The organism is Streptomyces sp. NPDC001480 (assembly GCF_042894725.1).
Classification (GTDB): Bacteria; Actinomycetota; Actinomycetes; order Streptomycetales; family Streptomycetaceae; genus Streptomyces.
In genome coordinates, this window is the sequence record NZ_JBIAVX010000005.1 from 357,959 (window position 1) to 382,656 (window position 24,698).

Below are 24,698 nucleotides of genomic sequence, written 5' to 3' on the forward strand. Positions count from 1 at the left end.
ACGACGAAGCTGTGCGCGTACGGGCGTGGCCCCCGGGTATGTCCTGGGCGCGGCCCCCGCGTCTGTACAGCCGTCCGCAGGGCCATCTGCACGGCCGTCAAGTGTCCGCCGGTCACAGCCGCTTGACCCCCTTGATACGGCTCACGCGCGCGGCGCGGGTGCGGGTTCTGGCCTTCAGGCCGCCGAGGCCGCCGCGCTGGCTGCCGATGCGCAGCCCGGTGCCGGAGGAGAGCCAGCCGGAGGAGATGTCGGCGGCCTTGGCCGCGGAACCGGCCTCCGCGAGCGGGTCGTTCTCGGCGCGGCGGGCCAGGGCGATGATGCCGGGGACGACGAACGGCGCGAGGAGCAGGTCGTACACGGCGGCCGAGGTCAACAGGCCGACGAGGCCGACATGGCGGGCGGCGGTGTCGCCGACGAGGGCGCCGACCCCGGCGTACAGCAGGGTCGAGCCGATCGCGGCGGCGACCACGACGACCATCGGGCCGGTGGCGGACTTCAGGCGGCCGTTCTCCGGCTTGATGAGTCCGGCGAAGTAGCCGATGACGCACAGCACCAGCGCGTAGCGGCCGGCGGCGTGGTCGGCGGGCGGGGCGAGGTCGGCGAGGAGTCCCGCGCCGAAACCGACGAGGGCGCCGCCGACATGACCGTAGACGATCGCCAGGCCCAGCACGGTGAGCAGCAGCAGGTCGGGCACCGCGCCCGGGAGGTGCAGGCGGGCGAGGACACTGACCTGGATGACCAGGGCGACGACGACCAGCGCGGTGGAGAGCAGGATCCGGTTGAGGCGCATGGGACTTCGAGCTCCTACTACTGCTGCTGGTCGTTGGCGGTCGCGTCGGACGACGGGGTGACCGTCACGGTCACCGTCGGCGTCGGGGTCGGCTTCGGCTTGGCCGGCAGCACCTCGTCACGCGGGTCCCGCTTGGGGGCCTCGACGACGACACCCACGATGTCCAGCTTGCTGAAGCCGACGAACGGGGTGACGTAGAGGGTGCGGGTCAGGCCGCCGCCGGAGGGGTCGATGCGGGAGACGACACCCACGGGGACGCCGGGCACGAACGGCTTGTCGGCCTGGGAGCCGAAGGTGACGAGCCGGTCGCCCTTCTTCACCTCGGCCTTGCCGTTGAGGAGTTCGACGCGCAGCGGACGGTCGCCCTGCCCGGAGGCGAAGCCGAGTTCGTCGCTGCCCTCCATCCGGGTGCCGACGGTGAAGTCGGGGTCGTTGGCGAGCAGCACGGTGGAGGTGTTCGGGCCGACGGTGGTGACGCGCCCGACCAGGCCGTCCCCGTTGAGGACGGTCATGTCCCGCTTGATGCCGTCGTTGGCGCCGACGTCGATGGTGACGGTCCAGGAGAAGCCCTGCGCCGACCCTATGGCGATGACCTCGGCGCCCTTGATGCCGTACTGGCCCTCGCCGGCGATCTTCATCATCTTGTCGAGCTGACCCAGGCGGCTGCGGTTGCGGTCGCTGCTGCCGAGCTTGGCCTTGAGGGCCGCGTTCTCCTTCTCCAGCCGCGCAAGCCGGTCGTGCCGCTCACCGGAGTCACGGACCGCGGAGACGGCGTTGCCTACGGGGTCGACCACCGACGACACCCCGTTCTCGATCGGGCCGAAGGCCGCGGCCGCGACCTGCCGGGCGCCGTCGACCGGGGAGTTCTCGCCGCCGCGGATGTCCACCGTGATCAGTGCGAACGCGATGGCGATCAGCAGCACCAGGAGCAGCCGGCTCTCTTTCGTGTCCCTCACGTGCGGCGGCCGTGCCCTTCCTCATTGGAATGCGACTGGGGATGAACTTGGTAATGAACTTGGGGACGAACTGGGGGATGAACTGGGGGATGAACTTGTGGGGGCTTGTGTCTCTATATCAACGATCCGCCGTACGAGAGGAGATCATCTCGTACGGCGGAATCGAAGAGTTACGTCATCTGCGCGGCTGGGCGTCGAGCACCTGCTGGAGCGCCTCGAACTCCTCGACGCACTTGCCGGAGCCGAGCGCCACGCTGTCCAGCGGGTCCTCGGCGATGTGGATGGGCATGCCGGTCTCGCGCCGCAGCCGCTCGTCGAGGCCGCGCAGCAGGGCGCCGCCGCCGGTGAGCACGATCCCCCGGTCCATGATGTCGCCGGACAGCTCCGGCGGGCACTTGTCCAGGGTCGTCTTCACCGCGTCGACGATCGCGTTGACGGGCTCCTCGATCGCCTTGCGTACTTCGGCGGCGGAGATGACGACGGTCTTGGGCAGCCCGGAGACGAGGTCCCGGCCGCGGATCTCGGTGTGCTCGTCGGCGTCGAGTTCGTACGCCGAACCGATCGTGATCTTGATCTGTTCGGCGGTCCGCTCACCGAGGAGGAGGCTGTACTCCTTCTTGATGTGCTGGATGATCGCGTTGTCCAGTTCGTCGCCCGCGACGCGGATGGACTGGGCGGTGACGATGCCGCCGAGCGAGATGACCGCGACCTCGGTGGTGCCGCCGCCGATGTCCACCACCATGTTGCCGGTGGCCTCGTGGACCGGCAGGCCGGAGCCGATGGCCGCCGCCATGGGTTCCTCGATGATGTGCACCTGGCGGGCACCCGCCTGGGACGACGCCTCGATGACGGCGCGGCGCTCGACGCCGGTGATACCGGAGGGCACGCAGACGACGACGCGCGGCCTCGCGAGGTACCTGCGCTTGTGGATCTTCAGGATGAAGTAGCGGAGCATGCGCTCGGTGATCTCGAAGTCGGCGATGACGCCGTCCTTCAGCGGGCGCACGGCGACGATGTTGCCGGGGGTCCGGCCGATCATCTTCTTCGCTTCGGCCCCGACCGCGAGGATGCCACCGGTGTTCGTGTTGATCGCGACGACGGACGGCTCGTTGAGTACGATCCCGCGACCCCTGACGTACACCAGCGTGTTGGCGGTCCCGAGGTCGACAGCCATGTCACGGCCGATGAACGACATTGAGTTCCCCATCAGGATTCGTCTGGCCTTCCCACGAGCTTTTGAGGGCTTTTCAGGTAGGCGAGGTGGGTGCTGTGACGTGAAGGCCTCCATCGTAAACGGGCCTGCACGAACACTGCGCGAGGGTCTTCGCCATTGTCAGCAGATGGGCGAGTGCCTCGCTTGTGGAGACGGCCCAACGGGGGCATGCGTTCCCCCGATCGGCACGCATATGCCAAGCGGTGGTCGAAAAGGTACGTGCGCCGCAGCTCAGCGGGCGGGGCGAGGTGACGCACCCTCAGAAAAATCCTCGGAAAATTCCCCTCACGCCGACCCGCACCACCGCCACCGACGACCTCACGGAACCCGAACGGACGCCGCCGCACGGGGCCTGTCCGAGCGGGCCGGCGGCGCACCGCCACGCGGGGCTCGGCCGAGCCTGATGGGCCACGGCCTGGTCCACCCGGAGGGCACACGCCACGAACGCCTCTGCGCGAAGCCCGGCCGAACGGGTTCACGGACCGCTCACCCCCGGCCGCCGGCCACCGCTGCGCGGGACTTGGCGAGCGGGGTTTCACGGGCCGGCCACGCCCGTCCGGCGGACGCACGGCACGCACGCCGCTGTGCGGGGCTCGGCCGAGCCGGGTGGCCCACAATCAGGTCCGTCCGTCGGGCAGCACGTGGCCTCCCGGGCCCGGGCCTGCCCGGCGGTCGCGCCCCGACGCCGCTGCGGCAACCACAACCCGGCAGGAGCCGACAGCGATCACGGCGGAAATCTGACGCCCCCGGACGTGAGCGGCCCGCCCCAGCCCGAGGGGCAAGGCGCGGGCCTCCGGTGCGTGGGACCTGGCCGAAGCAGACCGATTCCAGTCCCCCGGCCCCGCCGCCCGGCCCTGGCGCACCCCCTGCACAACCCCCGCAGGGGCGTGACAGGGGTCAAACATGGCCCCTGAGCCCGCCACCCGGTCCGGCGGGGCGGCGCGGGCGCCGATACACGACACCCGGCCCAACCAGCCCAGCCCCGGTCCCCTACGCCCGGTCCCGGTGGACACCCCCGACACACCCGGTCGCAAGCCGGACACCCCCGGGCGGCGCGGGCGCCAATGCGCGGGAGCCGGCCCAGGCAGCCCTGTCCCGGTGGGCACCCCTGACGCATCCGGCCGTAAAACGGACACCCCGGACGGCGCGGGCGCCGAGGCGTGGGACGCGCGAGGTCGGTCGCCGTTCAGCCCCCGGCAGGGATCACGCGTGGGTGGGGAAGAAGATCTTGACCTCGCGGTTCGCCGATTCCTCGGAGTCGGAGGCGTGGATCAGGTTCTCGCGGACGATGACGCCGTAGTCGCCGCGGATGGAGCCGGGAGGCGCGGCGATCGGGTCGGTGGGGCCGGCCAGGGCGCGCAGGCCCTCGATGACCCGCTCACCCTCGACGATCATGGCCACGACCGGGCCGGAGGCCATGAACTCCACCAGCGGCTCGTAGAAGGGCTTGCCCTTGTGCTCACCGTAGTGCTGCTCCAGCGTGTCCTGGTCCAGCGTGCGCAGCTCCAGCGCGGTGATCTGCCAGCCGGCCTTGCGCTCGATGCGGCTGATGATCTCGCCGGTCAGGCCGCGACGGACGGCGTCGGGCTTGAGCAGGACGAGGGTGCGCTGGGTCACTGGGGGCTCCTTCTGACTGACATGTGCGGTGGCACGAGATTACAGGGCGTGTCCAGGCGCCTGTTACGCAGCGTCAGCTGTGGTCGAGCTCTCCGCCTGCGCCGCGAATCTCGCCTTCGCCTCGTCCACCTTCCGCCCGAAATGCACCGACGCCCACCACAGGGCGGCGAACACCACGCCCAGGATGTACATCATCGGGACGAAGAACCCGGAGGCGACCAGCGCGATCTGGAGCGCCCAGCCGAGGGCCACGCCCCCGGGCCGGGTCACCATGCCGCACAGTGCCACGCTCAGGAACATGGCGATACCGCACACCGTCCACACGGTGGACGTGGACAGGTCCTGGTCCTTCATCGCCACCAGCCCCGCGAAGCCGATGATGAAGAACTCCCCGATCAGGGTCGAGGAACAGAGCGTACGCATGGGAGCCCTCAGCCCCTTCCCAGCAGCAGCCGGGCCTCGCCGACCGTGATGACGGAACCCGTGACGAGCACACCGCCGCCGGCGAACTCGCCCTCCTCCTCGGCCAGCGTGATCGCCGCCTCCAGCGCGTCCGGCAGCCGCGGCTCGACCTGCACCCGCTCCTCGCCGAACACCTCGACGGCGACCGCGGCCAGCTCGTCCGCGTCCATCGCCCGGTGGCTGGAGTTCTGCGTGACGACGATCTCCGCGAAGATCGGCTCGAAGGCCTCCAGCAGGCCACGGACGTTCTTGTCGCCGCTGGCCCCGACCACACCGATCAGACGGCTGAAGTCGAACGCCTCCCCCACGGCCTCCGCGGTCGCCCGCGCGCCCGCCGGGTTGTGCGCCGCGTCCAGCACGACGGTGGGCGACCGCCGTACGACCTCCAGCCGGCCGGGCGAGGAGACCGCCGCGAAGGCCTTGCGGACGGTGTCGATGTCCAGCCGCTCCGCCCGCTGCGCGCCGACCCCGAAGAACGCCTCGACGGCCGCGAGCGCCACGGCCGCGTTGTGGGCCTGGTAGGCGCCGTGCAGCGGGAGGTAGACCTCCTCGTACTCGCCGCCCAGCCCGCGCAGCGTCAGCAGCTGCCCGCCGACCGCGACCTGCCGCGCCACGACGCCGAACTCCAGCCCTTCCCGGGCCACGGTCGCGTCGACCTCCACCGCCTTCTTCAGCAGCACCTGCGCCGCGTCCACCGGCTGCTGGGCCAGGATCACGGTCGCGTCCTGCTTGATGATCCCGGACTTCTCACCGGCGATCTCGGCGTGCGTCTCCCCGAGCCGGTCGGTGTGGTCGAGGTCGATGGGGGTGACGACGGCGACGTCCCCGTCGATGACGTTGGTGGCGTCCCAGGAGCCGCCCATGCCCACCTCGACGACGGCCACGTCCACCGGCGCGTCCGCGAAGGCCGCGTACGCCATGCCGGTGAGCACCTCGAAGAAGGAGAGCCGGTACTCCTGCTGCCCGTCGATCATCTCCACGTACGGCTTGATGTCCTGGTACGTCTCGATGAACCGCTCGGCGGTGATCGGGGCGCCGTCCAGGCTGATCCGCTCGGTGATCGACTGCACGTGCGGCGAGGTGTAGCGGCCGGTGCGCAGCTCGAAGGCGCCGAGCAGGGCCTCGATCATGCGGGCCGTGGAGGTCTTGCCGTTGGTGCCGGTGATGTGGATCGAGGGGTACGAGCGCTGCGGCTCGCCCAGCACGTCCATCAGCGCGGAGATCCGGCTGACGGAGGGCTCCAGCTTGGTCTCGCCCCAGCGGGTGGCCAGCTCGGCCTCGACCTCGCGCAGCGCCTTGTCGACCTCGGGGTCCTCGGGCCGCGTCGGGACGTCCGCCTCCGGCGGCCCGCCCTGCGTGCGCAGGGTGCGGCTGCCGGCCTCGATCACCGCGAGGTCGGGGTCACGGTCCGTCTCCGCCGCGATGATCTCGTCGAAGGAGTCGAGGGGGTCGCGTGGGTCGGGCTGGTCGCTGTTGCCGGGGAGGTCACTCACGGGGCCAGTCTACGGAGCCGCGGTGACAGAGGTGGGCGAAGGCCCCCGGAGCAGGATGTTCCGGGGGCCTTCACCTACGTACGACCGCTTACGCGGAAGGGAGCCGGTCCAGCTGGGCCTGGATCCGGGCGATGTCCTCGTCCGCCTTCGCCAGCCGCGTACGGATCTTCTCCACCACGTTCTCCGGCGCCTTGGCCAGGAACGCCTCGTTGCCGAGCTTGGCCGTGGCCTGCGCCTTCTCCTTCTCCGCGGCCGCCAGGTCCTTGGCCAGACGCTTGCGCTCCGCCGCCACGTCGATGGTGCCGGAGAGGTCGAGGGCGACCTCCGCGCCCGCCACCGGGAGGGTCGCGGTCGCCGTGAAGGAGTCACCCTCCGGCTGGAGGCGCAGCAGCTGGCGGATGGCCGCCTCGTGCGGGGCGAGCGCCGTGCCGTCGAGGGTCAGGCGGGCGGGGACCCGCTGGCCCGGCTGGAGGCCCTGGTCACCGCGGAAGCGGCGGACCTCGGTGACGACGGACTGGAGGGTCTCGATCTCCCGCTCGGCTGCGGCGTCCCGGAAGCCACTGTCCGTGGGCCACTCGGCGATGACGACCGACTCGCCGCCCGTGAGGGTGGTCCACAGGGTCTCGGTGACGAACGGGACCACCGGGTGGAGCAGCTTCAGCGTGACGTCGAGGACCTCGCCGAGGACCCGCTTGCTGACCTCGGCCGCCTCGCCGCCCGCCTGGAACGTCGTCTTGGACAGCTCGACGTACCAGTCGAAGACCTCGTCCCACGCGAAGTGGAAGAGGGCGTCGGAGAGCTTGGCGAACTGGAAGTCTTCGTAGAACGCGTCGACTTCGGCGATGACGGTGTTGAGCCGGGACAGGATCCAGCGGTCCGTCGCCGACATCGCGGACGGGGCCGGCAGCGGCCCGTCCACCGTCGCGCCGTTCATCAGCGCGAAGCGGGTCGCGTTCCAGATCTTGTTGGCGAAGTTGCGGGAGCCCTGGACCCAGTCCTCGCCGATGGGGACGTCGACACCCGGGTTCGCGCCACGGGCCAGGGTGAACCTGAGGGCGTCGCTGCCGTACTTGTCCATCCAGTCCAGCGGGTTGACCGCGTTGCCGAAGGACTTCGACATCTTCTTGCCGAACTGGTCGCGGACCATGCCGTGCAGGGCGATGGTGTGGAACGGCGGGGTGCCGTCCATCGCGTACAGGCCGAACATCATCATCCGGGCGACCCAGAAGAAGAGGATGTCGTAGCCGGTGACCAGGACGGAGTTCGGGTAGAACTTCGCGAGCGACTCGGTCTGTTCGGGCCAGCCGAGGGTGGAGAACGGCCACAGGCCGGAGGAGAACCAGGTGTCGAGGACGTCGGTGTCCTGCTTCCAGCCCTCCGCCTCGGTGCCGGGCGGCTCCTCGTCGGGGCCGACGCAGACGACCTCACCCTCCGGGCCGTACCAGACCGGAATCCGGTGCCCCCACCACAACTGCCGCGAGATGCACCAGTCGTGGAGGTTGTCGACCCAGTCGAAGTACCGCTTCTCCATCTCCTGCGGATGGATCTTGACCTTGCCCTCGCGGACGGCGTCACCGGCCGCCTTGGCCAGCGGGCCGACCTTGACCCACCACTGCATGGACAGCCGGGGCTCGATGGTGGTCTTGCAGCGCGAGCAGTGGCCGACGCTGTGGACGTACGGCCGCTTCTCGGCGACGATGCGCCCCTCGGCGCGCAGGGCCGCGACGATCGCCGACCGTGCTTCCAGCCGGTCCAGGCCCTGGAAGGGGCCGTGGGCGGTGATGACGGCGTGCTCGTCCATGACGGTCAGGGACGGCAGGTTGTGGCGCTGGCCGATCTCGAAGTCGTTCGGGTCGTGGGCCGGGGTGACCTTGACGGCGCCGGTGCCGAACTCGGGGTCGACGTGCTCGTCCGCGACGACCGGGATGGAGCGGTCGGTCAGCGGCAGCCTGATGAGCTTGCCGACCAGGTGCTTGTACCGCTCGTCCTCGGGGTGGACGGCGACGGCGGTGTCACCGAGCATCGTCTCGGCACGGGTGGTGGCGACGACGATGGTGTCGTCCCCCTCGCCGTACTTCATCGAGACGAGCTCGCCGTCGTCGTCCTGGTACTCGACCTCGATGTCCGAGATGGCCGTCAGACACCGGGGGCACCAGTTGATGATGCGCTCGGCGCGGTAGATCAGCTCGTCGTCGTAGAGGCGCTTGAAGATGGTCTGGACGGCCTGGGACAGCCCCTCGTCCATGGTGAACCGCTCACGCGACCACGCGACACCGTCTCCCAGGCGCCGCATCTGCCCGCTGATCTGCCCGCCGGACTCGGCCTTCCACTGCCAGACGCGCTCGACGAAGGCGTCCCGTCCCAGGTCGTGGCGGGACTTGCCCTCCTTGCCGAGCTCGCGCTCGACGACGTTCTGGGTGGCGATGCCGGCGTGGTCCATGCCCGGCTGCCACAGCGTCTCGTAGCCCTGCATGCGCTTGCGCCGCGTGAGGGCGTCGATGAGCGTGTGCTCGAAGGCGTGCCCGAGGTGCAGGCTGCCCGTGACGTTCGGCGGCGGGATGACGACGGTGTACGGAGGCTTGTCGCTCTTCGCGTCGGCCTCGAAGTAACCCCGCTCTACCCAGCGCTCGTACAGCGGCCCCTCTACATCGGCCGGCGCGTACTGGGTCGGCAGTTCGGTGTCGGGCGCTGGTGGCTGCTGCTGAGCGTTCTCGGTCACGGGGTCAGTTTAGAGGTGTTACGGGGCCGTCCCGAAACGCCTTTGTTCTGTAACGGTGAGACCCCCGATGCGGTGCGCCTCCGACGGCTGAGCCAGGATGTCAGGAACACATAAGTATCTGGAGGGGAACCCAGTAATGAGTCACAACCAGCCGGGCCCGTACGGCGGGCAGCCCCAGCAGCCTGGACCGTACGGCCAGCCGGGCCCGTACGGCCAGCAGCCGCCTCAGGCCCCGCAGCCCGGCTACGGCTACCCCCAGCAGACGCCTCCGCCCGCCCCGCCGCAGCCCGGGTACGGCTACCCGCAGCAGGGCGCCCCCCAGCAGCCGAACCCGTACCAGCAGCAGCCGCAGCCGTACGGCCAGCAGCCCTACCCCACCGTCCCCCAGCCGCCCGTCCCCGACGGCGGCAAGAAGAAGACGGGGCTGATCATCGGCGCGGTGGCGGTCGTGGCCGCGGTCGCGGTGGGTGTCTTCTTCGTGGTCGGCCAGGGCAGCGCCGACGGCAGCGGCGCGGACATCAAGGACGACGGGGCGCACAAGCTCACCACGCCGGCGACGATCCTCGACAGCGAGTACAAGAAGAGCGACTCCGGCACCGGCAAGATGTCCGACAGCGACATCAAGGACGCGGAGTCCTGGGGCGTCAAGAGCCCCAAGGACGTCAGCGCGGGCTACACCTCGGGGTCGGGTCTCACCTCGAAGCAGCTGCTGCTGTCCGGCGTGTACGGGACGATCGACGACCCCGGGGCTGTCGTGGACGCCATGTTCGCCCAGATGAAGAAGGATTCCGAGAAGAGCTCCGACTCCTCCGACGGCAAGCTCGTGGGCAGCCCCGAGACGGTCAACCCGTCCGGCTTCTCCAACGGCGTCATGAAGTGCCAGTACATCGAGAGCACGGAATCCGGCAAGACCACCAAGATGCCGTTCTGCATCTGGGGCGACCACAGCACCATCGCCTACGTACTTTCGTACGACATGGCCAGCCTGGCCGCGGGCAAGAGCACCTCGATGTCCGACGCCGCCGACCTGGCGGCCAAGGTCCGCAACGACGTGCGCGTCAAGGCCTGAGGCCGTACGCCCCGATGACGAAGGGCCCCGGTCGGTCGATCGGGGTCCTTCACCCGTTCGCAGTGCAGCATTCACGCCCGTATGCGGGCCCCAGCGCGACACTGTTCGTGACACCGGCCTGGACCAGGTCATACACACACCAAGGGTTGACCTGCTTGCCAGCTCCGGTGTTGATGGCCGCGTTACTACAGGCGCCCTTCACCTTGGGACGGACCACGTAGCCGTGGCTTACCGCGATCAAGATGCGCTTCTCCCCATCGGAACCCTCCCGTTTCCCAGTCACCAGCCAGGGCGGCTGTGAACCTGGCGTGATCCTTGCGTCCGGCGTCCGGCGTCCGGCGTCCGGGACAAGACAAGGTGCCCGGTGCTCGCTTCAGCACCGGGCACCTCTTCGGAAGGGGGACCGCTCAGGCCGTCTTCTGCTCCCCCGAGCCCCGCCCCCGCGCGTCCCGCGGGATCAGCGTCGGGTTGACGTTGGAGTGGACCACGTCGGCGGTGATGACGACGCGGGCCACGTCCTTGCGGGACGGGACCTCGTACATCACCGACATGAGGACCTCCTCCATGATGGCGCGGAGGCCGCGGGCACCCGTCTGCCTCAGGATCGCCTGGTCGGCGATGGCCTCGAGGGCCTCGCGCTCGAAGTCCAGTTCCACGCCGTCGAGTTCGAAGAGGCGCTGGTACTGCTTGACCAGGGCGTTGCGGGGCTCGACCAGGATCTGGAGCAGGGCCTCGCGGTCCAGGTTGTGGACCGAGGTGATCACCGGGAGGCGGCCGATGAACTCGGGGATCATGCCGAACTTGACCAGGTCCTCCGGCATGACGTCCTCGAAGACGTCCTTGGCCTCCAGCTCGCGCTTGGAGCGGATCGTCGCGCCGAAGCCGATGCCCTTCGCGCCGGCCCGCGACTCGATGATCTTGTCCAGGCCCGCGAAGGCACCGCCCACGATGAACAGGACGTTCGTCGTGTCGATCTGGATGAACTCCTGGTGCGGGTGCTTGCGGCCGCCCTGCGGCGGGACGGAGGCGGTCGTGCCCTCCAGGATCTTCAGCAGGGCCTGCTGCACGCCCTCGCCCGAGACGTCCCGGGTGATCGACGGGTTTTCGCTCTTTCGGGCTACCTTGTCGATCTCGTCGATGTAGATGATCCCGGTCTCGGCCTTCTTGACGTCGTAGTCCGCCGCCTGGATCAGTTTGAGGAGGATGTTCTCGACGTCCTCGCCGACGTACCCCGCCTCCGTGAGCGCCGTCGCGTCGGCGATCGCGAACGGTACGTTCAGCATGCGGGCCAGGGTCTGGGCGAGGAGCGTCTTGCCCGAACCCGTGGGGCCCAGCAGGAGGATGTTGGACTTCGCCAGCTCGATGGCGTCGTCCCGGCCCTGGGCCCCGCCGTTCTCACCGGCCTGGACCCGCTTGTAGTGGTTGTACACCGCGACTGAGAGCGCCTTCTTGGCGGCCTCTTGCCCGACTACATAGCCCTCGAGGAACTCGTAGATCTCGCGGGGCTTGGGAAGTTCCTCCCAGCGCACCTCGCTCGTCTCCGCGAGCTCCTCCTCGATGATCTCGTTGCAGAGATCGATGCACTCGTCGCAGATGTACACACCGGGCCCTGCGATGAGCTTCTTGACCTGCTTCTGGCTCTTGCCGCAGAACGAGCACTTGAGCAGATCGCCGCCGTCACCGATGCGTGCCACGGTGTGCTTCCCCTTCGCCTGGGAGACGCCTGGACGCTAAGAGTCCAGCGGCTCCTGGTGCTGCCTTATTCCGACGGTACCTTGCCGGGCCCCCCGTTCGGGCCCCCCTTGGCACGGTTCACTTTGACGTGCACCTTTCCGCGCACACGGTCAAATCGTGCCAAGGGTGGCAGACGACAACATCACCCCGCGTCAGCGGACGGATTCGTTGTTCATCTTCCGGGTCGAGATGATCTGGTCCACGATGCCGTACTCCAGCGCTTCCTCGGCCGTGAGGATCTTGTCGCGCTCGATGTCCTCGCGGACCTTCTCGATCGGCCGGTTGGAGTGCTTGGCCAGCATGTTCTCCAGCTGCTCACGCATCCGCGTGAACTCGTTGGCGATGATCTCCAGGTCGGAGAGCTGGCCGCGGCCGGTGGAGCCGGCCGGCTGGTGGATCAGCACACGGGAGTTCGGCAGCGCCATCCGCTTGCCCGGCGTACCGGCGGCGAGCAGGATGGCCGCGGCGGAGGCCGCCTGGCCCATGCAGACCGTCTGGATGTCCGGCTTCACGAACTGCATCGTGTCGTAGATCGCCGTGAGGGCGGTCATGTCGCCGCCGGGGCTGTTGATGTAGATCGAGATGTCCCGGTCGGGGTCCATCGACTCCAGGCACAGCAGCTGCGCCATGACGTCGTTGGCGGAGGCGTCGTCGATCTGGACGCCGAGGAAGATCACACGCTCCTCGAAGAGCTTCGCGTACGGATCGTACTCGCGGATGCCCTGGGAGGTGCGCTCGACGAAGCGCGGGATGACGTAGCGGGCGTCGGGCCGGGGGCCGTCGTAACGGGCGTCGGCGGCGCCGGAGAAGTTGGTCATGAGGGTGTTCACCGTCCTGGTGGCGTTCGGGGGGCTGGTGTCTCGGCGGTGCGTGGCGTGGCCGGGCATGGCGTCATGCGCCGGTGCCGCCGCCTCCCGGAATACCCGAGGCGTTCGTGATGATCTCGTCGATGAGACCGTACTCCTTGGCCTCTTCGGGGGTGAACCAGCGGTCGCGGTCGGCGTCGCGGAGGATCGTCTCGACCGACTGGCCGGAGTGCCGCGCGGTCAGTTCGGTCATGGTCTTCTTGGTGCGCAGCAGGTACTGGGCCTGGATCTTGATGTCCGAGACCGTACCGCCCAGGCCCGCGGAGCCCTGGTGCATCATGATGTCCGTGTGCGGCAGGGCGAAGCGCTTGCCGGCGGTGCCGCCGGTGAGCAGGAACTGGCCCATCGAGGCCGCCATGCCCATGCCGATCGTGACCACGTCGTTCGGGATGTACTGCATGGTGTCGTAGATCGCCATGCCGGCCGTCACCGAGCCGCCGGGGCTGTTGATGTAGAGGTAGACGTCCTTGTCCGGGTCGGCGGCAAGGAGCAGCAGCTGCGCGGTGATCTTGTTGGCGATGTCGTCGTCGACCTGCTGGCCGAGGAAGATGATCCGCTCGCCGAGCAGCCGGTTGTAGACCTGGTCGCCGAGGCCACCACCGATGGAAGGCTCGCCGGCGGCGGAGGGCATCAGATTCGTCACGTATCCACCTGCTCGTCTTAACGACGGCGCCGGGCCGTCTCACGTGTTCCCTGCGTATTCCCTGCCAGGGGCTGGGGCGGGTTCGGGGACTCCCCTGCCCCCGTATTCATGGACCCTAACGCGCGGGCCCCTTCGGGGAATCCCGTGGAAGGGGGTGTTCGCCGGGGGCGTAGCGGTGACCTCCGGTGGACCGGCGGGTGCGGTGCGTGGGAAGGCGGTGCGGGAATCGCCGGACGGCGGGTGCGCCGTGACTTGTCGCGCCCCGCGGCAAAGCCGTCATCGGCACGGCCCGGCGCCCCTGGGCGGGCTGCCCCGAGGCAGTACGTCGACGGGCCCCGGGGAAGGTCCCCAGGGCCCGTCGTACGTGCGTCAGAGGCGCCGCAGGGCTCAGCCCTCGGTCTTCTCCTCGGCGGCCTCGGAGGACTCAGCGGCCTCGGCAGCCGGAGCCTCGGCCTCGGCCGTCTCGGTCTCCTCCTCGTCGTCCAGGTCGACGATCTCGCCGTTGGTGTCCTTCACCGTGGCGGCCTCGACCACGACGGCCAGGGCCTTGCCGCGGGCGACCTCGCCGACGAGGAGGGGCACCTGGCCACCCTCGACGACGGCCTGGGCGAACTGGTCGGGGGACATGCCGGAGGAGGCGGCGCGGCGCATGAGGTGCTCGGTGAGCTCCTCCTGGTTCACGTTGAGCTTCTCCAGCTTGACCAGCTCGTCGAGGACGAACTGGGTCTTGATGCCCTTGACCGCGGCCTCGCGGGTCTCGGTCTCGAACTCCTCGGCGGTCTTGCCCTGGAGCTCCAGGTACTTGTCGAGGGTGAGGCCCATCTGACCGAGCTGGTGGTGCTCGAGGTTGTGCTTACGGGTGTTGATCTCGTCCTCGAGCAGCTTCTCCGGGACGGGCACCTCGACGAGCTCCAGCAGCTTGTCCAGCACGCGCTCCTGGGCCTGCGTGGCCTGGTCGTACTGCTTGGTGTCGGCCAGCCGCTTGCGGCTGTCGGCCTTCAGCTCCTCGAGCGTGTCGAACTCGGAGGCGAGCTGCGCGAACTCGTCGTCCAGCTCGGGCAGTTCGCGGGCGGCGACCTGGGTGACCTTGACGGTGACCTCGGCCTCCTTGCCCGCGGCGGAGCCGCCCTTGAGCTCGGAGGTGAAGGTGGCCTCCTCGTCGGCGGACAGGCCCTTCACGGCGTCGTCGATGCCGTCGAGCAGCTCACCGGAGCCGATCGTGTAGGAGACGCCCTCGGCGACGCCGTCCTCGAGGACCTCGCCGTCGACCTTGGCCTGGAGGTCGATGGTCACGACGTCGCCGTCCTCGGCGGCGCGCTCGACCGGAGAGGTGGAGGCGAAGCGCTCGCGCAGCTGCTCGACCGCCTTCTCCACGTCCTCGTCGCTGACCTCGACGGCGTCGACCTCGACCTCGATGCCGGAGTAGTCCGGGATCTCGAGGGCCGGGCGGATGTCGACCTCGGCGGTGAAGTTCAGCGTCTCGCCGTCCTTCAGCTCGGTGATGTCGACCTCGGGCTGGCCCAGCGGGCTGAGCTCGGCCTCGTTGACCGCCTCGGTGTAGAACTTCGGCAGCGCGTCGTTGACGGCCTCCTCCAGCACCGCACCGCGGCCGAACCGCTGGTCGATGACACGGGCCGGGATCTTGCCCTTGCGGAAGCCCTTCACCGTGACCTGCTGGTTGATCTTCTTGTACGCCGCGTCGAGGCTGTCCTTGAGCTCCTCGAAGGGCACCTCGACAGTGAGCCGAACCCGGGTCGGGTTCAGGGTCTCCACGGCGCTCTTCACGGTTCGGTCTCCTTGTGGCTGACTTCTTGGTTTCTGCCGGAGCCAGACAGGTCCGGCGGATTTCGCCGCCCGGAGGAGTTCGTAGGCCGAGTGGGCCGGGACACACGGGCGCGCAGCTTGCATAGTAACCGCAGCCGCTCAGCGCCCCAAAAGGCGATCATCACGGTGACGTGAGTCTGTGGTCGGGGTGGCGGGATTTGAACCCACGGCCTTCCGCTCCCAAAGCGGACGCGCTACCAAGCTGCGCCACACCCCGTGCTGGTGCGACACGTAGGGTACATGCCCGGGCCGGTCGCGTCGGCCGCTTTCCCGTACGATCGCCCCCGCGAAATCCCCGCAGACCAACGCGTTGGCCTGTGCGGCGTGCGACCCGCTACGATGCCTTCTGTTGCCGCGGTCCCGGGACCAGCGGCGCACGTGTGCGGGCGTAGCTCAATGGTAGAGCCCTAGTCTTCCAAACTAGCTACGCGGGTTCGATTCCCGTCGCCCGCTCCACATGGCTCAGGGCCAGGTCAGAGGATTATTCCTCCGCCTGGCCCTGAGTGTTTCCGGGAGTCCCGGTCAGTCCGCCGTGTCCCCCGCGTGCCCCTCGGACTCTGGATCTTGCTTCTCGTCGCCCGTCCGGGTCCCCCTGCGCCCCCTGTCGACCAGGGCGCTCAGCGCGTCGGCGATCAGCCGGTCACGGTCCGCACTGGCGTGCTGGTAGATCAGCGCGGCGCGGGCGGTGCTGTGGCCCATGCGCGCCATCAGCTCTCGCGTGCTGGCCCCCGTCGAGGCGGCGAGGGTGTTGCCCGTGTGCCGAAGATCATGGAAGTGCAGGCCCTTGATCCCGGCGTCCTCGGAGGCCTTGCGCCACAGCCGGTTGAAATGGTTCCGGCGAGGAGTCGCCCCCTTGGCCCCGACGAAGACCCGGCCGTCCGCACCCGGCTCAGCGAACCGCTCCAGGTGATCACGGATGTCGGAGACGATCGCGGTCGGAACCGTCACCGTGCGCTTGCCCGCCGCGCTCTTGGGAGCCTTGATCTGGCGCTGGCCGTTGTTCAGCTCGGCGACGGCCCGGCGGACGCGCACGGTGCCGTGGTCAAGGTCGATATCCCGGCGGTGCAGCCCGATCAGCTCGCCCCAGCGCAGACCGAGGAAGCCGGCCATCAGCACGAGCGCCCGGTAGCGGGACTGGATCGCGTCGGCCAGGTCGTAGACCTCCTGCACGGTGGCGGTCGGCCGCTCCGGGGTGTGCACGGTGCTCGCACCCTTGATCGTGCACGGGTTGCGCCTGATCATCTGGTCATCGACGGCCGTGCCCATGATCGCGCGCAGCAGGGCGTACGCCTTGGCAACGGTGGTCGGCCCGGTGCCGGCGGCGAGCTTGTCGGCACGCCAGCGACGCACGAGCGGGGGCGTGATCTCCGCGACATTGGCGGTGCCGAGGGTGGGCTCAAGGTGCTGACGCAAGAGCGAGCCGTAGAGCTGCCGGGTGGTGGCGGTCAGCTCGCGTTCCTCGATCCAGGCAGCGGCGTACGAGCCGAACGGCACCTTCCCCGCGTCCGGGTCGTGCCAGTCGCCACGGCGCAACTCGGTCTGTTTGTCGGCCAGCCAGTCATCCGCGTCCCGCTTGGTGCGGAACGTCTCCGGAGCGGGCCGCAGGAGGCCGTCAGGGCCGACGTAGCGGGCTTGGTAGCGGCCCGAGGGCAGCTTGCGGACCCGGCCGAACTGTCGACGCTTGCCGGCCATCAGGCAGCCACCCCCGGGGCGCCACCACGGCGCGGCTCGATCGTGTTCGCGACGATGAAGGCACGAACGGCGCTTTCCGGGATGCGGACGTGCCGCCCCACTTTGACGTAGGTAATCCGCCGCTCCTCGATGAGCCGACGGGGAAAGCGCACGGTCGTACCGAGCAGCTCGGCGACCTGGGCGACGTTCAGGTAGCGCTCATGCATGGTCGTACTCCCCTTCCGGGTCGAGGTCTGCGAGCGCCTCCCGGGCCGTCTCGCGGTTGAGTTGGATGTCCCGACGGATGCTGGCGGCGAGCCAGGATTCGCCGGGGGTGTGGCCGTGGCCGGCGTAGGCCCAATGGGCGAGGGTGAGCGTGGTGGCTTCCTCGTCGTCCCGGTCGGGCAGGCCGAGCGCAGCCCGTTGCTGGGCGGCGCGGTAGTCGGCGCGGACCTGGCGGAGGGCGCCGAGCGTGGTCGAGTAGCGGCGGGACTTGGTGGAGAAGTGGCCGCGGAAGCCGAGCATGTGGGCCCAGTCGCGGAGCTTGCGGTCCGGGTAGAGCGGGTGCAGGTCGAGGCAGGCGGCGATGAGCCGGGCGGGGTGCTCGGGGACGCCGAGCAGGTCGAGGGCCTCTTTGTTGCCGATCCGTCGGTCTACGGTGCCGGTGGTTTCGGCGGCTTTGGTGGCGTACTTGGCCACATAGGAGGCAACGGCCTGCTCGGTGATCTCCTCGCCCTGGCCGAAGGCGCCGATCGGCTGTACGTCGAGCTGGGTGCCCCAGCGCAGGGTGCGGGCCGGCTGGTCGCCTGACGGGGGCACGTCGACAGCGACGCGGGCGGCGGCGGCGCGGATCGCGTCAGTGAGCAGGTCGAGGGTGGCCCAGGCCGGGGGCGGATCGTCGGGCCCGTCCGGTCCGTCGAAGCGGATCACGGCGTGGAAGTGGACGGCCCCGCGCTTTTGGTACTCGGCGACCTTGCCGAAGGAGACACGCGACTGTTCCCGGGCATCCTTCTGGGTCAGGCCGGCCCGGCGGGCGATCTCGCGGCGCAAGTAGATCGTGAAGTACCGCCAAAGCTCCGAGGCGTGGTTGTTCCACAGCACGGCGCCCGCGTAGTCGTACGTGTCCGGGGCGAGCGGTGTGCCCAGCTCCGAGGCGTCCTCGGTGTGGCGGGTGCCGCAGCGGCAGGGCCGGTTGCCGGGCCGGTTGTGGACCGGGCCGAACGAGGGCGCGGTGAGTGTGGCGAAGACGCGGGGGTGGTCGCGGATCGTCTCGGGAGTGCCCTTGGCCGGGTCGCCGACGAGGCCGGCGCGGATGAGGTGATAGGTGTCCCCGGCGTAGGTCCAGGCGCAGGACGGGCAGCGGGAAGCCCGGCGGTTGCCGCAGGCGAGGCGGAGGACGCCGCCGGGTTCGTGGTCGGTCGAGTAGGAGTGCAGGACGTGCCCGGTGGTGGCGTCGCGGGTGACGGTGGAGCCGTGCAGGCGGATCGGGTCGGTGCAGCCGCCGGTGCGGCGGATCTGGTCTTGGATGCGGTCGAAGCCGGTGGACCCGGCCAGCCTCAGCACGTCGGCGAGGGTGGCCGGGTCCAGGCCCGCCGCGGTGGCGGTGTCGGTCACTTACCGTCCTCCTCGGGCAGGTGGCGGTCGATCCACTCCTCTGCGCACACCTTGTGGACGGGCTTGCCGCGGTCGGACCGCAGCGGGGTGGGCTTGGTGCAGATCACGCACGGCTTGTCGCCGCTGTGGTCGAAGTGCTCGGGCGAGCGCCAGTCGAGAAGGGCCATGGTCACCGCCCCCAACGCCGCTTCTGAGGGGTGCTGGATTCGCTGCTGGACGGCCCGGACAGGTCAGCGCGGCCCGGGCGGGACGGCTTCGCGCGGCCGCTGTCGTGCAGCTCGTGTGCCTTGGCGGTCTTCTTCAGGCGGTCGTATTCGCCGTCCAGTCCGTCAGAGTGGATGCGGTCGACTCCGCGGCTCCAGATGCGAGGCATCAGACACGCACCCCCTGGTTTCGGGCCGGGCGGGCGATTCCGGTGCCCTTGCAGGTCAGGCAGGTGACGGTGAGGGTCGCGCGGGTGCCGTCCGACTTGCGGGTGCCGGTGGTGATGGCGGCGGTGGCGAAGCCGTCGCAGTCGCGGCAGACGCGCGTGTTCTGGGCGTGCTGAGGCATGATGAGGCTTCCCTTTCGGGTCCGTTGGATCTGGAAGAGGTGCAGGCGCCCGGAGCGGCGGAAGTTTGGCGACCGAGGCCGCTCCGGGGGCCGTTAGCGCTGCTTGTTGATGTCCTTGATCAGCGACTTGAGGACGACCGCGACCACGGCTACCGAGGAAGCCGTGATGGCGACGGCCAGGAGCATGGAGACCAGGACCGCGCCGACGACCAGGACCACGGCGGTGCCGCCGCCGACCAGGGCGAGCACGGTGCCCGGGGTGAGCTGAACCGTGGGCCGGTTCGAGGCCGGGACGACCGGCACCGGGGCCGGCGTGGCGGCGGCCGGGACGCTGTCCATCGAGGGCGCCGGGGCCGGGACCGCGGGGGCGGTGTCCGGGGGCGGGTACTTGGGCGTGAACACGGATCGTTCCTCCTGTCAGGGGTTGCAGTGGTGGGTGCGGGCGGCGAGTTCGGCGGCGGAGCGGTCGGCGTAGTCACCGGAGAAGCCGCAGCCGGGGGCGTTGCAGGCGGCGGTGTGGCGGGTGCGGCCCCGGCCATCGTGGTAAGTGGCGACGGTGACCGGGCCGAAGCGGCGCACGTCGCGGAAGCGGCGGAAGACGGCCATGTCAGCTCTCCCGCCGCAGCGTGCCGCCGGGGAACTCGTCGAGGATGCGGGCCGCCTCGTTCGGGTCCGGGGTGCGGTCGGCGGCTTCCTCGGCCAGCAGTCGGGCCAGGGCCGGGCGTCCGGAGTCGGCCATCTCGCGAGCCGCGTCCAAGTAGTCGGCAGCGCGGTTGTAGGTCTGCGGCATGGGTTGTTCTCCTTTCACATCAGGTGAGTTGGAGTTGAGCGGCGATTGCCTGGCAGGTCGGGGCAGGCAGGCCGAGCCGGGCGGTGAGCGCGTCGGCGGTGATCTGCTCGCCCGTGCTGGTGCGGTGTGCGTCGGCGATCGAGCGGGCGTGATCGAGCAGGGCCGGCGGAACCGCCGCAGTGCTGACGGACGGCTTGGGCGGTGCCGGGGGCAGTTCCGCCGCCGGGGCCGGGTCGGGTGCGTCGGTGGACTGCATCTCGACTTCCGGCACCGCCGGTTCGTGGTCCTGCTCTGTGTCCGGCAGGGCGGGGGCGGGGGCGTGGACCAGGAGGGTGCCGCCGAGGAAGGCGAGGGCGGGCCAGCCGGCGACGAGGATGCGCAGCCAGGCGGGCACGTGGCCGAGGTCGAGCAGCCCAGCCGTGGCGACGTTGGCGCCGAGCGAGGCGCACAGGGCGACCGCGAACCACAGCCAGGAAGAGGTGCCCCGGCCGGCGCGCAGCCGACGCCAGGCGGCGACCAGCAGCAGGTCGACCGAGACCGGATAGGCCCACGCCTTCCAGCCGGACTGTCCGGCCGCCGCCGCCAAATCGTGCAGGTGCGCGAAGGACAGGGCACCGGCGATCACGGCTTGGATCAGGACCGCGTCCGGGCGGATCGAGCGAGTCACGGTGATCACTCCCCGTCCGCCGGGACTTCCCCGGTCCCCAGGCAGGCCAGGCAGATCCCCGCTTGCTGGCCCACCGTCCGGTGACGCCGGCCCACTCGAACCGTGGTCGGCACCGAGCCGGTACCGCCGCACTCCGAGCACGCCTTGACCGCCGGGACGGCCGGAGCCGTGCGCTTGGTGGTCTTGCGAGCAGCCATGGCGGTCCCTCCTACTCGGTGACCGGGCGGGGCTTGACCAGGGACGGGCCCGGAGCGGTGACCGGGTCGGGCACGTCGGGGCGGAACGGCGCCAGCGCGGGCAGACTCGGCACCAGGTGCGTGTACTGCCGACAGGCGGCGACCGCTTCGGAGCGGGAGACGTGCGGGGTGCGGATGCGGGACCAGCCCCCGGAGGAGTCGCCAGCCACCGCCGTTCCCGGGCGGTCCGCGCGGATCAGGCCAGCCGCCGGGACCGCGTCCGGGGCCACGTCGGCCAGGCCCATTTCGGCGGTCTGCTTGTCGTTGACCCGGTGCACCACCCGCCCGGTGAGCTGCGCGCGCAGCATGGTCGCGCCCCTGCCCAGCTCGGAGCCGAAGCGCTGTCCGCACACCTCCAGGTAGAGCCCGACCGCGCGGGACATCTGCGCCAGCCGGATCAACGCCGTCACGAGCCGTTCGCGGCGTTCCTCGTCCTTCTTGGACGCGATCAGGAACAGTTCCGCGATCTCGTCGACCAGGACCACGACGGGGACCGGGCGCACCTTCTCGGGCAACTCCCACAGGTCCGACACCCCGTGCCGGGCCAGCAGATCGAACCGGTCGCCCATCTCCCCGACCAGAGCGTCCACAAGGGCGGAAGCCTGATCCGGGGTGGTCGCCAGCGCCGACAGCCGAGGCCCGTACGCGGTCTGTTCCACACCGCGCTTGCAGTCGATCCCGACCAGCGCGACCGGCAGCGACGCCAACCCCTTGATGAGCGAGCGCTGGTAGACCGACTTCCCCGACTGGTTCGCGCCCAGGGTCAGCGCGTGCGGCACGGCCCGGTAGTCACGGGCGAACACTGTCCCGTCGTCCCGCAGAGCCACCGGCACCACCAGGCCATCCGCGCGGGCCGAGCGGGGCAGGCGCACCCGGTTGAGAACGTCGTAACCGGTCATCCGCAGTTCGACGAAGCCCGGCTTGGTCTCCGCCACGGTGACCGCGTGGACGCCCCAGGCGTGCCGCAGCCGCTCCGAGGCTGCCGCGATGTCCGCCGGTTCCAGGCCGGCCGGAAGCCGCAGCGTCACCCGCAGCCCCGTCGACGTACCCCGCACCCGGCGCACCTTCGGCGGGACCGGCAGCACCTCCCGACGGGCCACGTTCCGCGTCACGAACGCCCGGAACCCCGACGGCTGCACCGTCAGCCCGCACACGTCCATGGTCGAGCGGTACGACCAGGTGAACCGGGCCCAGGTGACCGGCAGGCCCACCAGCGACCAGTACACCCGCGGGGCCCGCACCTTCGCGTAGCCGAGGCCGCCGGCCCCCGCGAGCGCCCCGGTGGCCTCCAGCCACACCGTTGCGTCGGTCATGGTCAGGCCACCGAGGTGATCGCGACCGCGCGGAACGAGATCCCGTGCCGCTTCTGGCCGTTGAACTCGTTCTCCCAGTCGCGGGCCTTCAGGCCGATGACCTTGACCGGCATGCCCGGCGCCAGACCCTCCGGATAACCCGTCTCCGGGATGGTCACCTGGTAGAGGTTCCCCTCCCCCTCGTCCGAGACCAGCAGGCCCACCGTCGACAGGGCCGCACCGGTCTCCCGGTCCATGGCCCGCTCACCGGTCTTGGCGTTGGCCAGCTTCGGCGTCGGCGCGGTCGCCACGAACACCACAGCGGTCGAAGTGTCGATTTTGAAGGACGGCATGCGTCACTCCTCGTTCCTGGAGGCCGCCTGGCGCGACCTCTCTAGACATCTCCATTGGAGCGTACGTCTCTAGAGACGTCAAGAGAGATGTCTAGAGACGTTGAGGGTCGCGGATCTCGGCTACACGGAGAGAGCGGGCGGCGCACCCGTGACCTAAGCTGTCTAGAGAAGAGAGGAGGGCTTCGAAATGGCCACCACCGACGACGACCGTCGGCCGAAGTACCAGCGGATCGCGGACTCCCTACGCGAGGCGATCCAGTCGGGCGAGTACGGTCCCGGTGATCGGCTTCCGGGCGAAAACGACCTGATGGCCGCGCACGGCGTGGCCCGCATGACGGCCCGACAGGCATTGAGTGTGCTCCGTGACGAAGGCGTCGCCGAGGCCCGCAAGGGCGCCGGCGTGTTCGTCCGGGCGTTCCGGCCGCTTCGACGCCGAGGCATCCAGCGACTTTCCCAGCAGCAGTGGGGCAGCGGCCGTTCCATCTGGTCCGCGGACATCGAAAACCGCGCGCTCGAAGTGGACCAGGTCACCGTGTCGGAAGAGGGGGCCCCCGACCACATCGGCGCGGTCCTGGAGCTGGCCGACGAGGAGACCGTGTGCGTGAGGCGCCGGCGCTTCGTCTTGGATGGGAAGCCCGTTCTGCTCGCGACGAGTTACCTGCCCACCTCAGTGGTTGCAGGGTCGGCGATCACTGAGGAGAACACCGGACCCGGCGGGACGTACGCCAGGCTTGCCGAACTCGGCTACAAGCCCGTGCACTTCCGCGAGGAGATCCGCTCACGCATGCCGTCGAAGGACGAGGCGGCGCAGTTGAACATCTCCTCGGGTACGCCGGTCATTCTCATCTGCCGCACCGCTTTCGCGGACGAGGGCCGCCCCGTCGAGATCAACGAAATGACGCTTGACGCTGCCTCGTACATCCTGGAGTACGACTTCGACGCCTGATCAACTGGCCCAGGTCTGAGCCCTTCGCGCCACACCATAGATGTGGGCCACCTGGTCGGTGGAGAGCGTCGGTGAGAGCCCCGACAGAACCTGGTCGAGGTGTTCGACAGCCAGGACGAGTACCGGAGGGTTCGCCCCCTTGATGGTCAGTTTCGACGCGTGCACGACGGAGATCACCGGGCGGACGGGAACGTCGACTCCGCAGCGCTGAGACAGGATGCGGGACACACGGCGCGCTTCAGACTGACTGACTGCGATGTGACGGGTGGGAGCGCCGTTCACCGTGATGGCACGGTCGCCGTACCAAACAGCCTTGCCTCGGTGCCGTTTGGAGTTGATGGCGAAGACGCCGGCGGGGCCGATGGTGAGGTGATCTATGTCCGCGCCGCTCGCCCACTGGATGGCGTGGAGAGTGAACCAGCCACGACCCCGTAGTCTGCTCAGCTTCCGGGCGGTGAGCCGTTCGCCTGTGAGTCCGTCCACCCAACTCCGGATCTCCGAACGGGGCCGCCAACGGTCGACCAGCCGCAGTGCTCGATTCGGCTGCAACTCGTGGATCTTGCGGCGCACCGCGTCGCCCGGCCGGTTCCGCGCCAAGTCATCCGGTAACGGCTGCACCCTGCCCCCTCCCGCGTGCTATCGCTGCCAGATCACCACGGAGGCATGACCAGCGCCAAGACCCGTATCGGCCATGAGCTGTTACAGGTTTCTCTACCTCATCAAGCCCCGGCTGCGCTCCGCTCCGCCGGGCGCGCTTCCCGGCTCCGCTGCGGGCGCCGCTCCTGCCTCCGGCCCGCTCCGCCCGCGCTGCGCCGACGCGCGCCCACACATGGATTGGGCCGGAGGCCATGAGTCGAGCACCCGACGAGCACGGCCACCGGTCACAGACGATGCCTCCGGCGGGGGATCGGCCGGCACCGGGATGGAGGGGGCACCATTGCCGAGTGCGGGCCCGTTGTGGCGTGCGCGGGGAGCTCCCATCCCGCACGCCGTCGACCCAGGCAGAGCCGAGCAGACGCGGCCCCTGGCGTCCAGGTCGTTCGTACAGTGGCGCGCTCCACCTGGACGCCAGGAACCACGCCCGCTCCACGGTGTGTGGGTCGACGGCGTACGGGATGAGAGCTGGGGAGAGTGGTGGGCTGATGTCGTTGGCCGTGGGCACTTTCGGCGGCCCCACAGCACCTTTCCGGC

The 24,698-nt window shown here is 69.8% G+C and carries 27 protein-coding genes and 2 tRNA genes; 3 read left to right on the forward strand and 26 right to left on the reverse strand.

Annotated features, from left to right (window positions below):
* Nucleotides 1-112 precede the first annotated feature (112 nt).
* From mreD to ACFY01_RS14535, 7 genes are all read right to left on the reverse strand, one after another.
* A complete protein-coding gene (mreD, locus tag ACFY01_RS14505; protein WP_390736044.1) occupies nt 113-790 on the reverse strand; it encodes a rod shape-determining protein MreD in 678 nt (225 codons plus the stop codon).
* 17 nt (nt 791-807) lie between these two features.
* Nucleotides 808-1,746 (reverse strand): rod shape-determining protein MreC, encoded by a 939-nt coding sequence (gene mreC / locus ACFY01_RS14510; RefSeq protein WP_390736045.1) that lies wholly within the window; start codon nt 1,744-1,746, stop codon nt 808-810.
* A 175-nt stretch (nt 1,747-1,921) separates the two neighbouring features.
* A complete protein-coding gene (locus ACFY01_RS14515; RefSeq protein WP_266514304.1) occupies nt 1,922-2,941 on the reverse strand; it encodes a rod shape-determining protein in 1,020 nt (339 codons plus the stop codon).
* Nucleotides 2,942-4,162: 1,221 nt separating this feature from the next.
* Nucleotides 4,163-4,576 (reverse strand): nucleoside-diphosphate kinase, encoded by a 414-nt coding sequence (gene ndk, locus ACFY01_RS14520; RefSeq protein WP_390736046.1) that lies wholly within the window; start codon nt 4,574-4,576, stop codon nt 4,163-4,165.
* 63 nt (nt 4,577-4,639) lie between these two features.
* On the reverse strand, nt 4,640-4,999 hold the full coding sequence (locus ACFY01_RS14525) for a DUF4233 domain-containing protein (RefSeq protein WP_390736047.1): 360 nt from the start codon (nt 4,997-4,999) through the stop codon (nt 4,640-4,642).
* Nucleotides 5,000-5,007: 8 nt separating this feature from the next.
* Nucleotides 5,008-6,531, reverse strand: coding sequence for a bifunctional folylpolyglutamate synthase/dihydrofolate synthase (locus ACFY01_RS14530; protein WP_390736048.1), 1,524 nt, complete (start codon nt 6,529-6,531; stop codon nt 5,008-5,010).
* Between the two features lie 88 nt (nt 6,532-6,619).
* Nucleotides 6,620-9,250: a valine--tRNA ligase gene (locus ACFY01_RS14535; protein WP_390736049.1), complete on the reverse strand. Its 2,631-nt coding sequence runs from the start codon at nt 9,248-9,250 to the stop codon at nt 6,620-6,622.
* A 136-nt stretch (nt 9,251-9,386) separates the two neighbouring features.
* Here ACFY01_RS14535 and ACFY01_RS14540 point away from each other — a divergent pair, with 136 nt between their 5' ends.
* The gene (locus tag ACFY01_RS14540) at nt 9,387-10,319 is read left to right on the forward strand and encodes a hypothetical protein (protein ID WP_390736050.1); all 933 of its coding nucleotides are present in this window, start codon (nt 9,387-9,389) and stop codon (nt 10,317-10,319) included.
* Between the two features lie 407 nt (nt 10,320-10,726).
* Here ACFY01_RS14540 and clpX read toward each other — a convergent pair whose 3' ends face one another.
* The 5 genes from clpX to ACFY01_RS14565 form a co-directional block, all read right to left on the reverse strand.
* Entirely contained in the window at nt 10,727-12,013 is a 1,287-nt protein-coding gene (gene clpX / locus ACFY01_RS14545; RefSeq protein ID WP_390736051.1) for an ATP-dependent Clp protease ATP-binding subunit ClpX, read from the reverse strand.
* 192 nt (nt 12,014-12,205) lie between these two features.
* Complete coding sequence (locus ACFY01_RS14550; protein WP_390736052.1) at nt 12,206-12,871, reverse strand: ATP-dependent Clp protease proteolytic subunit; 666 nt, start codon at nt 12,869-12,871, stop codon at nt 12,206-12,208.
* Between the two features lie 73 nt (nt 12,872-12,944).
* Nucleotides 12,945-13,550 carry an ATP-dependent Clp protease proteolytic subunit gene (locus ACFY01_RS14555; protein ID WP_390736224.1) on the reverse strand — a complete coding sequence of 202 codons (606 nt, stop codon included), beginning with the start codon at nt 13,548-13,550 and terminating at the stop codon, nt 12,945-12,947.
* 399 nt (nt 13,551-13,949) lie between these two features.
* Nucleotides 13,950-15,347 carry a trigger factor gene (tig, locus tag ACFY01_RS14560; protein WP_390736053.1) on the reverse strand — a complete coding sequence of 466 codons (1,398 nt, stop codon included), beginning with the start codon at nt 15,345-15,347 and terminating at the stop codon, nt 13,950-13,952.
* Nucleotides 15,348-15,526: 179 nt separating this feature from the next.
* Nucleotides 15,527-15,603: transfer RNA gene (locus ACFY01_RS14565), tRNA-Pro, on the reverse strand.
* A 165-nt stretch (nt 15,604-15,768) separates the two neighbouring features.
* Here ACFY01_RS14565 and ACFY01_RS14570 point away from each other — a divergent pair.
* Nucleotides 15,769-15,842 (forward strand) — tRNA-Gly (locus ACFY01_RS14570).
* Between the two features lie 66 nt (nt 15,843-15,908).
* Here ACFY01_RS14570 and ACFY01_RS14575 read toward each other — a convergent pair.
* The 13 genes from ACFY01_RS14575 to ACFY01_RS14635 all read right to left on the reverse strand — a co-directional run bounded on the left by ACFY01_RS14575 (nt 15,909) and on the right by ACFY01_RS14635 (nt 22,561).
* Nucleotides 15,909-17,078 carry a tyrosine-type recombinase/integrase gene (locus ACFY01_RS14575; RefSeq protein ID WP_390736054.1) on the reverse strand — a complete coding sequence of 390 codons (1,170 nt, stop codon included), beginning with the start codon at nt 17,076-17,078 and terminating at the stop codon, nt 15,909-15,911.
* Nucleotides 17,078-17,284 carry an excisionase family DNA-binding protein gene (locus ACFY01_RS14580; RefSeq protein WP_390736055.1) on the reverse strand — a complete coding sequence of 69 codons (207 nt, stop codon included), beginning with the start codon at nt 17,282-17,284 and terminating at the stop codon, nt 17,078-17,080. The genes ACFY01_RS14575 and ACFY01_RS14580 overlap by 1 nt, the downstream gene beginning before the upstream one ends.
* Nucleotides 17,277-18,671 carry a replication initiator protein RepSA gene (gene repSA, locus ACFY01_RS14585; RefSeq protein WP_390736056.1) on the reverse strand — a complete coding sequence of 465 codons (1,395 nt, stop codon included), beginning with the start codon at nt 18,669-18,671 and terminating at the stop codon, nt 17,277-17,279. Before repSA ends, ACFY01_RS14580 begins: the two co-directional genes overlap by 8 nt.
* Nucleotides 18,668-18,838 carry a hypothetical protein gene (locus ACFY01_RS14590; RefSeq protein ID WP_390736057.1) on the reverse strand — a complete coding sequence of 57 codons (171 nt, stop codon included), beginning with the start codon at nt 18,836-18,838 and terminating at the stop codon, nt 18,668-18,670. Before ACFY01_RS14590 ends, repSA begins: the two co-directional genes overlap by 4 nt.
* A gap of 2 nt (nt 18,839-18,840) precedes the next feature.
* Nucleotides 18,841-19,044 (reverse strand): hypothetical protein, encoded by a 204-nt coding sequence (locus ACFY01_RS14595; protein WP_390736058.1) that lies wholly within the window; start codon nt 19,042-19,044, stop codon nt 18,841-18,843.
* Nucleotides 19,044-19,223 carry a hypothetical protein gene (locus tag ACFY01_RS14600; RefSeq protein WP_390736059.1) on the reverse strand — a complete coding sequence of 60 codons (180 nt, stop codon included), beginning with the start codon at nt 19,221-19,223 and terminating at the stop codon, nt 19,044-19,046. Before ACFY01_RS14600 ends, ACFY01_RS14595 begins: the two co-directional genes overlap by 1 nt.
* 93 nt (nt 19,224-19,316) lie before the next feature.
* On the reverse strand, nt 19,317-19,625 hold the full coding sequence (locus ACFY01_RS14605; protein ID WP_390736060.1) for a SpdD protein: 309 nt from the start codon (nt 19,623-19,625) through the stop codon (nt 19,317-19,319).
* A gap of 15 nt (nt 19,626-19,640) precedes the next feature.
* Nucleotides 19,641-19,829, reverse strand: a complete 189-nt coding sequence (locus ACFY01_RS14610) for a mobile element transfer protein (RefSeq protein ID WP_390736061.1) — start codon at nt 19,827-19,829, stop codon at nt 19,641-19,643.
* Between the two features lies 1 nt (nt 19,830).
* On the reverse strand, nt 19,831-20,013 hold the full coding sequence (locus ACFY01_RS14615; protein ID WP_390736062.1) for a hypothetical protein: 183 nt from the start codon (nt 20,011-20,013) through the stop codon (nt 19,831-19,833).
* Between the two features lie 19 nt (nt 20,014-20,032).
* Entirely contained in the window at nt 20,033-20,680 is a 648-nt protein-coding gene (locus ACFY01_RS14620; protein ID WP_390736063.1) for a DUF2637 domain-containing protein, read from the reverse strand.
* Between the two features lie 5 nt (nt 20,681-20,685).
* Nucleotides 20,686-20,877, reverse strand: coding sequence for a hypothetical protein (locus tag ACFY01_RS14625; RefSeq protein WP_390736064.1), 192 nt, complete (start codon nt 20,875-20,877; stop codon nt 20,686-20,688).
* 11 nt (nt 20,878-20,888) lie between these two features.
* Nucleotides 20,889-22,229, reverse strand: a complete 1,341-nt coding sequence (locus tag ACFY01_RS14630; protein WP_390736065.1) for an FtsK/SpoIIIE domain-containing protein — start codon at nt 22,227-22,229, stop codon at nt 20,889-20,891.
* Between the two features lie 2 nt (nt 22,230-22,231).
* A complete protein-coding gene (locus ACFY01_RS14635; protein WP_361456683.1) occupies nt 22,232-22,561 on the reverse strand; it encodes a hypothetical protein in 330 nt (109 codons plus the stop codon).
* Nucleotides 22,562-22,748: 187 nt separating this feature from the next.
* Here ACFY01_RS14635 and ACFY01_RS14640 point away from each other — a divergent pair, with 187 nt between their 5' ends.
* On the forward strand, nt 22,749-23,507 hold the full coding sequence (locus tag ACFY01_RS14640; protein WP_361456680.1) for a GntR family transcriptional regulator: 759 nt from the start codon (nt 22,749-22,751) through the stop codon (nt 23,505-23,507).
* Here the strand turns inward: ACFY01_RS14640 and ACFY01_RS14645 are convergent, their stop codons facing one another.
* Nucleotides 23,508-24,077 (reverse strand): nuclease-related domain-containing protein, encoded by a 570-nt coding sequence (locus ACFY01_RS14645; RefSeq protein WP_390736066.1) that lies wholly within the window; start codon nt 24,075-24,077, stop codon nt 23,508-23,510.
* Nucleotides 24,078-24,698 lie beyond the last annotated feature (621 nt).